The following is a 10,565-nucleotide window of genomic DNA, read 5'->3' as shown; positions in this document are numbered from 1 at the left end:
GGTGTTTCAATCGGTAAACTGACAGTCGTGCTCTCAACATAACCGGACTGGCTTCAAAAATGAGTTAGGCGTGAGCCAACCAAGGCTCAGGGTGCTATATTCGAGCGGAGTCACTGATTCAGGTAATTAGACCTGCATTCGCCAACATCGGTGAAAGCATTGTGGCCAGAAAGGCAAAATATACAGTAATTGATCTTTTCATGATCTTGCTTGCTCCTTGAAAAGGTTAGGTTCCTTTTTACTTCTTTCTCATCTTTCCTTTCACAGTCTTCTCTATGCAGGTATTAAGCCAATTTAAATTTTGCAGGTTTTACAGGTAGTTACTGCATCGATAAAAAATAGTATTGTATGATGTAAACTATTTCGACAATTCGTTTGTTTGGAGAGCCAAGTATATTGTTCTGTACAGAAGGTTGCGGCACCACGAATGCATGATGAACTGATGGCGAAAACCAATGGCCTGAAAGCACGAAATCTGCGGTGCGACTAAAACAGGGATGTTTACACCTCAATCGGAAGACGAGTGTTTTTTATTTACATGAATGGTCCATAAAAAGACTCAAATATTGATCGAGGAAACAATACGGTCGCAAATCGGGCGTAAAAGGTGCTCTTGGTTTTCCCGGTACGAAACTGTCATCGTGAAAGACCTCTCTTTATTAAACACCCGCACGAGGCGGACCTTGAAATTACTGCTATTGTAAATTGAAGATCGCTTATATTCGGTCACAAATGCGGTAATACCATTGATCTTCTGCTTGGACGTTCCGCTCCATTCTAGGACTGAAAACCCATTAATCTGGCCCGCTTCAGTCATAGAGTCACGTATCACGCTATCAAGTTCGCTAATATCGGGAATTCCGGAGGCGCGAGCATCAGCCTGCGAAATTTCCAAATTTGGGTAGAATCGAACATTCATGAGTGCCGCAGTTTTTCCTGCATCGTCGTAGTAGTTCGCACCAAAATTCAAATCAGAAGACGCGTCGAACACTTCGCCCGCAAATTCTGCGCGCGATTGTACTGAAGAATCAATGGTAATACGCTGATTTTCGCTCAAGACTTGCCAGTTTTTAGGAAGTTCAATTTGTACGCCGTGGGGAAGCTTCACAGGTACGAAGTTTTTGGAAACTGAGGCTCGAGGCCTATCGCCACAGTCTTTTTGTGTAATCTGAAACGATTCAATAACTATTTGATCACTGCCAGAGTATGAATAAACGTATTTACCACCGTATTCGAGTGCAGGCTTCATTATTTCGTTTTTACACACATTGCTGGTCACGCTTTGACGAAGCTCAGACTTAATCCATACGCTGTCCAGCTCGTCTGATGAATAGTTCGGGAAAGTATAGTGATACGTTAATACCGCTCCGGGGCCAACCGTTGCCTTGTCCAAACGGGTTTCGCTATCCACCATGGTAGGCGTGCTTTGATTGATTTCGTCAGCCGCCTGTTTGAAACCATCGATTAAACCTTTCTCAATGTCCTGATTTCCGGCGTCTATCCTGCCCAAACCAGCCACAGGGGATGTAATTTCCTTTTGGTTACTCTCCTGAGTGATTACGTTTGCAGCCATGAGTTCCTTTTTCTCTGGATACCAAACTTCCTCAGAAGGAATAGCTACAATTCTATTTATGAACTCTCTCGAAACACCCGACCGCTCGTAAACGTCCCGCGCCGCCGTTTGATCACTGTTCTCACCAAAAGTCTCACCCACAAACTTAAATTGATGGAACCCAATTTTTGCGTTTGGCCCAAGGAGTCGGTCTTTGCCTGCCAGAAACGCAATGGTGCAGGCAGAAGTGCACTCCCCTTCAACGTACGTAGAGAGCTTACGTTCCAAGATAATATCCGCCACAAGATTCCCTTCTCGGACCCAACCTCCCATTGAATTGAAAACCACATTTTTGACAGCGGGAGCCATATCCAGAGCATTTGACAAAGCTTCGGCAGCACCGTCATTCATCCCACCCCTGAAGACAATTGACTGCCCATCAGCGCTAACTTGGACTGTGTATTCTGGTCCGGCTTGTTCCCCCATAGCGACGCGCCAGTGATCTTCAAGACTCGCGCTCAAGTTTCCCACATCACCAATAGTCCGGATGATACTCAGAATGATCACCAGCTTCGCAGCGGTTGCCCAGCCCTGCTTCCCGCCTCGCTCAACATGTTTATTTGCTGAAGCCCAGGTTCCGGTTATCGCCCATACCCAAATAAGTAACCCAAGCGCTGTGAGAGCAAGAACCGACGCCGACGAGTATCGAGCGGGTAAGTCTTGCAGCAGAGGAGATATTAAAAGGCCCAGCGCCGGCGCAAAGAGTGAAACCAGAAGAGTATTAATCCAGTATGAGCGCGCTAGCGAGTAATCACCATTCCAGTGCTTCCGGAAAAATGCGGTGGGCCCATGATAATTAGTGTTTTGGATCATCCATGCCTCAAATTTTAAAGTCTTCTATATTGCCTTTTAGAAGGCCCGCAACCCTACCCTGGTGTATGGCGGCAAAAGGGCTGGCCTGCGCAAAGCAAAAGCCCAAGGGCATCGCTCTCAGGGGACCTCGCTAATCGCTTGTATGAACGCCGTATCAATATCTGGCCCTCGGCAACGTCTTGGCTTTGACAACCCGGAAATCCGCAGGCTGCCTGGGGCGAAATCACTTGTTATGCCAATAGTAGTCAAGGCTACCTATCGCGGCGTAATCCTCTGGCTTGATTCGTTCGGATACGTTGAAGACCAATCCAGTAATTTTGCCACTGCTGTCGACCGCAGTTCTTAAACGGCCGTCAGAGAGATCGATCTCACGCACCTCAATGCCCATGTCATCCCGAAGTGAAAGAACAACTTTGGTGTACTCATCATCCTCATGACGGACAATTTTAGCCAGGCGTTGAACAGCATCGAGACCAGCCTTGGTAGGAGCAGTCATACCTAGCTTTTCATTTGAAACGGTATGGGGATCGACAGTCAGAACCATCTTTAGGTTACCTGCCGAGTACTTCATTGATGCATGGACATCCATCGGTAGACTTAAAAGACTCTGAAGACTGAGAGTTCTTGCTGCGAGATCTTGGTGGTTAATTTTTTGGATCTCGATCAGATAGCCATCATTGAGGACATAAAACTCCCCTGTTTGTTCATTGACAACAATTGGAGTCCCTTTGACCTCATGCATCTTCCATGGTTGCGGCGCTTGCTGACCGTATTGATCGAAGCAACCAGTTACGGACATCGCGAGTCCGACGATCAAGAGTGGGGAGATCAATTTATTCATCGATATTTCCACTGCTCCTTGTTTGGACACTACTTCCTTATACAAAAATCAACGCCAGAAAATTGCCGAACCGGATGAATCCAAGCAATATCAGGTTGGGAAGAGGTCAGATTCGCTAAAATGGTGCGAACGGCAGCTTCCTCTACTAGGCTCACTATTATAGTTATATCTTGTTATTTTCAATAGTTTTCGCCCTTTTCCAAACCACACGGTCTAGCCATCCCAAGGAGCAGATATGAAACAAACGCTGGTATTCATTGTCGGATTCTTGCTGATTTTCGCATTGGTTACGCGGGGGGGAATGGTTGATATTGGTGTTGCGGGTTTTGTCGCGGTTTTAGTAGTCAGCTTCCTAATATCAAAATATTATCCGAAAATTTTTGGAAAGACCAAGGACGGTTAACTCCTCGCTCAGGTTGTAGTTCCATGATTTAATGAACTGGTTAAGTTTTTTCAAGTTCATTGACGCTAACGGGACAGTCGCAAAGCGAACATTCAGAATGGGCCATCTAAGCCCCGCATAAAGAAACAAAAAAAGAGTTCACACGATAGTTGGTTGTTAAGTGCAATCAGTCCTGGTCTGTCGATAACTTTAACTGCTCAAATAACTCCGGATTAGCTTGAGCAAAATCAAACTTGTACTGTGCAATTGCATACAACAGCCTGCGCAAAAGGGATTCGAATGCGCGGTACTGAGCCCTTTCCAGGTAAAGAGACTCCCGAAAGCTAACTACCGGCATCCTGATGCCAATATCTTCGAATGCTTCAAAGGAGGATGATCGATACTCCATTTCTTCTTCATCTGAGTGGCTGACAATCTTATCTCTAAGCCATAGCAATTTACTCTTAAGTCTCTCTTCATGCTCAGAAAATTCGAAGCCGATTGCAGTCAGATCAAGAGCTTTCCGTCCGCGACCCACCTTGAAAGGGCGCGAAAACGAGACAATAGCTGTCGTTTCAAAACACCGAAACTTGCGTAGCTGTACACGTGAATATTTTGCGTCAAAGTCGCATTCTTCCAATACGAATGTCAGAGCAGAAAGCGCCTGCTGAAAATCCCAAGAAGAATAGAAAATTCGATGAGGGACCGTCTGACCTTGGTCATTCATCCTGATGGCTCATCAGTGAACGCCGAAGGCGGACGCGGCTTTACAGCTTAGAGAAAGCAGCAACGCAAAAGACGTTGGGGTCGCTAGAGCCCTTTTCGGGCTAGTGAGGTAGTTGATAGGAAACATTGCCATTATTCACCCTGATGTATTTCCGCTGCTCCAGGTCTTTTACGATCTCACCAAGCTGTTTTTCTGAGAGCTTTTCAGTGAACAACGAGTTGATTGTATTCGAGAGCGTCTTGACTTTGCGTGGCCTCGACTGCCCCCGGCCCGAGAGGTTCTTTACGATCGCAGTAACCATGTCGTCGGTTGATGTGGCGGTGGACATCCTTACAACAGGAATTTCGGCCAAATCACGCTCTCTTTGGATTTTGATGCTACGTGATTTGAGGTGCTTGATCAGCGTATCGAAGCCGGTATCGCGAGAGATGATATGGAAATAGGCGCTTGGTTCTTTTGCGGACAGTTCCCCGACGTAATAAGCGATATGGAAATCAAGGGCGTTTTTTCCGCTACCTGCAATCTTGACGTACTGCCCTGAATCGCCAAGAGCTTGCATCGCTTGAGCTAGATCAAATGGCAGCTTGGTCTGATTCGCTCCAACGAAAACTATGACTTTAAAAGGATGCCGTTTCAGAACCTCCAGGTTGCTGGGCTGGACATTCTCAAAATCTATCAGGACGTAGTTTGTTGCCAAGCGAACTCTCCTTGTTTTTAGGCTTACCAAACTTATTGTTCTAATTTCAGATTAAACCGCAGTCTGCTCTAAAGGGCAAAGGTCGCAAACCGATTGTTCAGATCGAAGTCCGACGCCCCCCATTTAAGAACAAAATTTGTCATAGTATCGAGGCAAGTCCAATATAATATTGCCGAGTTTCTGGAAAGTTACAGGTTTATCCGACTCTTTGGGAGCACTGTGGATTTTGCCACCTGCGTTGGTCCCAAGAAGCACGAAGCTACTACACTCCGTTATTAATTGACAGTGAGTAACTCTTTTCAAGGTGAGCCCAATGCATGATGTAACCTTCAACTTTCTTGGGTTGTCTGAGCCACGGATCTTAGGTTTCGAATCTGTAAGCGGTGAAATAGTTGATGTTCAAGCAAGCACTGGACCCCGACTCCATGAGTTCCAAACAGGGGGGAGATATAAGCTTGTTATAAAGAATACCGAGGACAAAAAAATATCCGCAGAGGTTGATCATTTTCTAGCTGACCCGTGCATCGGCAATTGGATTTCTTTGCTTTACGTCACTGATAAAACCCATGGTCGCGGAAAGAAAATTCTCGCAGGGCTCGTCAACCTGGACGTTAAGAAAAATGTGCGTACTCAAGCCCCAATTCGTCCGACGAGACACATAATGCGCTTCCTCGGCATAGAAGCCAGCACCGGCTTGTTCTATGGATTTTTAGCTGGTTTCGGTGTTACCGCAATGATAGCGACCGGTCATGTCGGGGGCATTATCCTGGGCGCATTCGCAGGAGGAATTGCTTACCATCTGACAATTTCACCCTCAGAAAATAAGGCTGAGAAAAAACTCAGTAATGATCTTTCACTTGAGCTTGCATCACTCGCCCAACAACTCAGAAATTAGTCAATTTTTACATCACGCGGGTTCAAATTAGCGATACAACGAGCACCAACGAAGAGCGTATTTGAGAACTACCTAACAGGGTATCACGTAAGCGACCGGTGATCCCATCTTGAGTCAGACGTTGCCTTCGTGAAGATAGTGTCCAGTGGACAAATGGCTTGAAAAATCGCCCAGAGCTTGCCTTTTTGTTCTAGAAATATGGGCGGCGGTTCTTTTTGCGCCTCTTGTGTCGTTACCCTTCCCAAGATAAGCGCAAATTCTATACCTGTCAGGAATCGCCGTGTTAGAGCTGATTTCAAGACGTTTTCAGATTTACACTAGCTGTAAAAGCGAAAGTCGTTCTTTTTCTCCTGTTTCACGGCATACATGGCCATGTCTGCCCGCTCTATCAGCGTTTCCGCCTCATCACCGTTTTCAGGGTACAGTGCAATCCCGATGCTGGTTCCGATAGAAATGCCAGGGTCGCAGCCCTCAAAACGAAAAGGGGCTTCGAGCGAGGTCAAAAGTTTGCGTGCGACCGTTGCGGCATCCTTTTTTTCATCAAGCGAGGGCAACAGAGCCATAAATTCATCACCACCATAGCGAGCAAGCGTATCCCCTTCTCGCAAACAATGTTTCAGACCGGATGCGACTTTCTGCAATAGTTGATCACCAATCCCATGCCCGTATGCGTCGTTTACCGCTTTAAAATTGTCGAGGTCGATAAAAAGCACAGCAAACTTTTGCCCATTACGTCTCGCCTGACTGACAGCCAACCTAAGTCGATCCATAAACAAGTTTCTATTAGGCAACTCGGTCAATGAATCGTGAGAAGCACGAAACTCCATTAATTCCAGTGTCTGTTTGCGCTCAGTGATGTCCCGGGCAATGCCCAAAAAAGGAGGATCGTCTGAAGAGAAGGTTGCTTGAGGTAGCGCGGGATTCACCTCAAGCGGAGAGGTAATGATAATATCAAAGTCCTTGTAACCAACTTCTCCACTGTGGGTCCTAAGCTTGATCTCTTGGGTTATTGGCTCGCCAGCCTCGGCCCTCTCAAAGAACAGTGGAAGCTTCGCAATGTCATCTTCATGAACGAGCCGGGAAAGCGGTTGACCAATTAACTCCTCCGCGGGCAATCCCGTAAGGCTCTCGACTTTTTGGTTCAGATATTTAAAGCACTTTCGCTCGTCCAGTAAAAAAACCAGCTCGGGCAGATGATCAAGTGTGCGCCTGAAAAACTCGCCTTTTAGTGGGTTAGACCAGTCTGTAGTCGCCCTCAAACGGCTTTGTCTTCGTTCCAAAACTTTGCCACCAACAGCCTGAATTAAATCATCGACATCGTAGGGTTTTTTTAGATAATCGCAGGCACCTAGCTTGAATGCTTGCCTTACGATGCGATAGTCGGATTGGCCGCTCATAATGATGACCTGAGAATCCATGCCGGTCTCTTTCAACCAAGCCATGATCTCTAAACCGCTCTTCCCCGGCATCCGGATATCCAACAAAATCAGATCATAGGCATTATCTTGTAGCTGCTGGCAGACGGCGTCGCCATCCATGGCCTCGTCCACCTCAAATCCTTTGTCACGCAGTATCGAGCATAAGCTTTCGAGCAAGCGCGGCTCATCGTCAGCAACAAGCAGCCGCCCCAAACGCTCTGACGCTCCGCTAGCGTCGGCGGAAAAAAAACGACTGTCACCACTGACGTTATTTTTACTATGGGTTTGCAAGGTTCACACCGGTCATGTCAACTAGGCGATTTGATTCATCGAACCTATGAATTGTACCAACATGTACATTTTTACGTCAGTAAAAGCGACTAACGTTTTCCTCTCTCACTTTTGGCCGTAGCCATAAGCGACAAGCGTTCATGCATTGTGTGTTGTAGATTGCTGGGCACATCCATTCTGTTAATCCCCCAACGCAAGCGATTCGCCACAATTTCTGTATTTGCTTGCTACCGTTGCTCACAGCTATATTCATCCAACCCGAGTCGACTCAGAAGACGCAAACATTCTTCGCTTTTTCCCTCGCCAGCTGCTTTGAGCGCTGCTGTGCGCATCACGATAAGCGACTCGCGGGTGGCGGCCCGAGGAAGAATATGCACAGCCCCGATGAGTTCCCTGAGCGGAATTGGTAGATGCCATTGCACCTTCAGACGATTTCCAAAGGTAGGAGCCCAGGTCCCCAACCCACCTTCAATATGCTCTTCCGAAATGGAGCAGTTTTGGTCAATTGCCTCTTGCATCACCTTGAGCACTGCCAACTCACCAATGCGACTGAGCAGTGCAGCTACATGAATCTCCGCGGCGTTGATTTCAAGCCTCGCTGCAACCAGTTCGGCCTCGCGGGCCGTTTTTTCGGCGAGTTCAATAAACGCCTCGGCCCTCTCCGCAAGACGCGGGTCGCGCAAGTGTCCGGATATATTCAACGACAATGCCACTGCTTGCCGGAGTGCCATATCGATCCCCAAGGTTGCAATGGCGTCACGCAAATTACGGACGGGTTCACCGGTCTTTTTGAAAGATGCCGTGTTCGCGACATCCAGCAGACGAGATGTCAGCGCCATTTCGCCATTCCAGCGCTCGGCAAGCTGGGATGGATAGAGATCCTGGCGACGTTCCATCAGTTTGATGACATCAGCCGTATTAATCTCGCAAGGAAGCTGGATGACCGTATCGACCGAGGATCGTAATCGTTGCTCCAGATCGATGGGTGACTGCTGCTCAAAAGCTTCCTGGTCAACCAGTGATTTCAGCCTTTCGTGAAGGAGCGACACATCGAAAGGTTTTACGATGTAGCTATTGATGCCGTGGTGTGCAGCCTGGCGCACAGATTTGCGATCTGACCGACTGGAAATCAAGACAACCGGTGTTTGTTTGTCATTTTCGCGAACGGCTCTTGCACAGGCCAGGCCCGACCCATCCGGTAGGCTCCAGCCAGTAATTATCAAGTCAGCACCGTTTTCCCTCCAATACGCCAGAGCGCTCTCCATGGCCCCCGTTACAAAAACAATGCCACCCGGATAGAGACCGCTAACAACTGTCTCCAGAAGGTCGGCCATCATTACGTCGTGTTCCAGAATTAGCGTCCTCAATGGAGGGCCCCTTTCAAGCCTGATAGAAAAAGGGACAGCCAATCAGATCCGTTTTCGCATACGGTGCAGCGGCCTGTCAGCAGTGTGAGACGTGGTGCCTGAAGAAAAGTCGTAGGGGTTATCAAGCCGGGCTCCCCTCTTTTTCAAGCATCCCCGCAATCGCGCCACGTATCCTGTCGAACTGCGGCTCTTCCAGCAGCAGAACTTGACGAAGTTCCTCTTCGGTCAGAGTGGGGTGATTGACGTGACGCAATACCTCGCGGGTACCCAGCATAATTCCATCGCAGAGCGGGGTAGAATACTGCATCGGCGTTGGACGCGTCGTTGCAGGCAAACTGGCTTGGAAGCTAGAGGGTAAGCTCCACTTCTGGGCCACCAGTCGGGCGGTTGCCCAATCGAACTGGCTGAAAACCGCACGAAACAGACTGGGGGGTACCTCCTCTCGGTTGCAGCGGTCTTTGTAAAGCCTTTCCACTTCACGTCGAAGGGTGATGTAAGAGAGCGCCGGCAGTAAGCCCAATAGAAAGTGAGCACCGCTGTCCACACCTTTCGAGATGGCAACTGCTTCCGCTGATCTGGCGCATGTCATGCCCCACTGCCAGACTCGCTCACTGAACAGCGCTTCGGCATTGTCCCGCGCGGCCAGCATGGGTTGCATGATGGAAGCCGACACGACATTCCGAATGCCTCTGTGCCCTAACAGAAAGACCGCCTGGTCTACCGACTCAATATGTTGATCTCCGGATCGGAAAAAGGGGCTGTTCGCGACCTGAAGAACCCGGTTGGTCAGTGCAGGGTCCTTCAAGATAACGCTAACCAGCTCCCGTCTGTCCGAGTTCTCCTTGGACAGGGCTTGCAACAGCTTGGGGAGAATCAGGGGCTGACGTGGCAACTCTTCCAGTTTGCCAGAGCTTATTCTGCTTTCCAGTTGGGCGACAATGGCGCTTGTGCGCTCGTCGGTTTTCTCAAGTTGGTGTGGCTCCACGTTCAAGAGCCAGGAGAGCAAGCCTTCTTGCAGACTTCCCGAGACCTCGTCTACGGCCAAGAAAACTGGATCGCTCGTCTCCTTATCGGCATGGCCCGGTTGGGAGGTAGTCGCGAGCTGCGATTTTGTCGTCGAGGTTCCGAAGAATTCCCTAACCCATTGAAGAGTGCGTCGCACCCATTTCCCCTTTTACTACGATAAAAAAGACTGTCTTCAGGAAGCATGACGATCGGACAGATCCTGACGCTGGAGTGTCCCTGACAGTTTTTAACACTCTCGAGACGCCCTCTCGCTTCGCTGTTATGAGCATCAACGAAGTGCAATGGCACTGCTGAAAAACTAACACTTAACAGTTAGTTACAATTAATCTAAGAGAGAGTTTTATAAACAGTTTAATGTTTTGTCAAGAATATGAGACAGCGTTCACTCTTTATTGTCTTCTACTTGATCTGGAGGGTGAGTTAGACCGTGGTTTGTCTTGTGGGATTATCCGAAATTACGCTCAATCAAAAACGGCCAATTCCGCATGATAGAGCC

Annotated in this window: 9 protein-coding genes; 2 read left to right on the top strand and 7 right to left on the bottom strand. The window is 48.3% G+C overall.

Going from position 1 to position 10,565, the window contains the following annotated elements:
- Positions 1-559 precede the first annotated feature (559 nt).
- Positions 560-2,425: a COG3904 family protein gene (locus MDHKLMBL_RS15370; RefSeq protein ID WP_104271314.1), complete on the bottom strand. Its 1,866-nt coding sequence runs from the start codon at positions 2,423-2,425 to the stop codon at positions 560-562.
- Between the two features lie 223 nt (positions 2,426-2,648).
- On the bottom strand, positions 2,649-3,266 hold the full coding sequence (locus tag MDHKLMBL_RS15365; protein ID WP_104271312.1) for a hypothetical protein: 618 nt from the start codon (positions 3,264-3,266) through the stop codon (positions 2,649-2,651).
- A gap of 235 nt (positions 3,267-3,501) precedes the next feature.
- On the opposite strand from MDHKLMBL_RS15365, the gene MDHKLMBL_RS20915 reads away from it, so the two are divergent.
- On the top strand, positions 3,502-3,669 hold the full coding sequence (locus tag MDHKLMBL_RS20915; protein WP_158254289.1) for a hypothetical protein: 168 nt from the start codon (positions 3,502-3,504) through the stop codon (positions 3,667-3,669).
- 166 nt (positions 3,670-3,835) lie between these two features.
- Here the strand turns inward: MDHKLMBL_RS20915 and MDHKLMBL_RS15360 are convergent, their stop codons facing one another.
- Entirely contained in the window at positions 3,836-4,375 is a 540-nt protein-coding gene (locus MDHKLMBL_RS15360) for a hypothetical protein (RefSeq protein WP_104271310.1), read from the bottom strand.
- Between the two features lie 100 nt (positions 4,376-4,475).
- Positions 4,476-5,072, bottom strand: a complete 597-nt coding sequence (locus MDHKLMBL_RS15355) for a PIN domain-containing protein (protein ID WP_104271307.1) — start codon at positions 5,070-5,072, stop codon at positions 4,476-4,478.
- A 313-nt stretch (positions 5,073-5,385) separates the two neighbouring features.
- Here MDHKLMBL_RS15355 and MDHKLMBL_RS15350 point away from each other — a divergent pair, with 313 nt between their 5' ends.
- Positions 5,386-5,967 carry a hypothetical protein gene (locus MDHKLMBL_RS15350; RefSeq protein ID WP_104271305.1) on the top strand — a complete coding sequence of 194 codons (582 nt, stop codon included), beginning with the start codon at positions 5,386-5,388 and terminating at the stop codon, positions 5,965-5,967.
- Positions 5,968-6,284: 317 nt separating this feature from the next.
- Here the strand turns inward: MDHKLMBL_RS15350 and MDHKLMBL_RS15345 are convergent, their stop codons facing one another.
- The 3 genes from MDHKLMBL_RS15345 to MDHKLMBL_RS15335 all read right to left on the bottom strand — a co-directional run bounded on the left by MDHKLMBL_RS15345 (position 6,285) and on the right by MDHKLMBL_RS15335 (position 10,205).
- Positions 6,285-7,676 (bottom strand): diguanylate cyclase domain-containing protein, encoded by a 1,392-nt coding sequence (locus MDHKLMBL_RS15345; RefSeq protein WP_104271303.1) that lies wholly within the window; start codon positions 7,674-7,676, stop codon positions 6,285-6,287.
- 227 nt (positions 7,677-7,903) lie between these two features.
- The gene (locus MDHKLMBL_RS15340; RefSeq protein ID WP_104271301.1) at positions 7,904-9,043 is read right to left on the bottom strand and encodes an HDOD domain-containing protein; all 1,140 of its coding nucleotides are present in this window, start codon (positions 9,041-9,043) and stop codon (positions 7,904-7,906) included.
- A gap of 121 nt (positions 9,044-9,164) precedes the next feature.
- On the bottom strand, positions 9,165-10,205 hold the full coding sequence (locus MDHKLMBL_RS15335) for an HDOD domain-containing protein (protein ID WP_104271299.1): 1,041 nt from the start codon (positions 10,203-10,205) through the stop codon (positions 9,165-9,167).
- Between the last annotated feature and the right edge of the window lie 360 nt (positions 10,206-10,565).

Origin of the sequence: Marinobacter flavimaris, from assembly GCF_002933295.1 — a bacterium.
Lineage (GTDB): Bacteria > Pseudomonadota > Gammaproteobacteria > Pseudomonadales > Oleiphilaceae > Marinobacter > Marinobacter flavimaris.
Note: the sequence above shows the minus strand (reverse complement) of the source record. Positions and strands in the feature narration are given on the sequence as shown.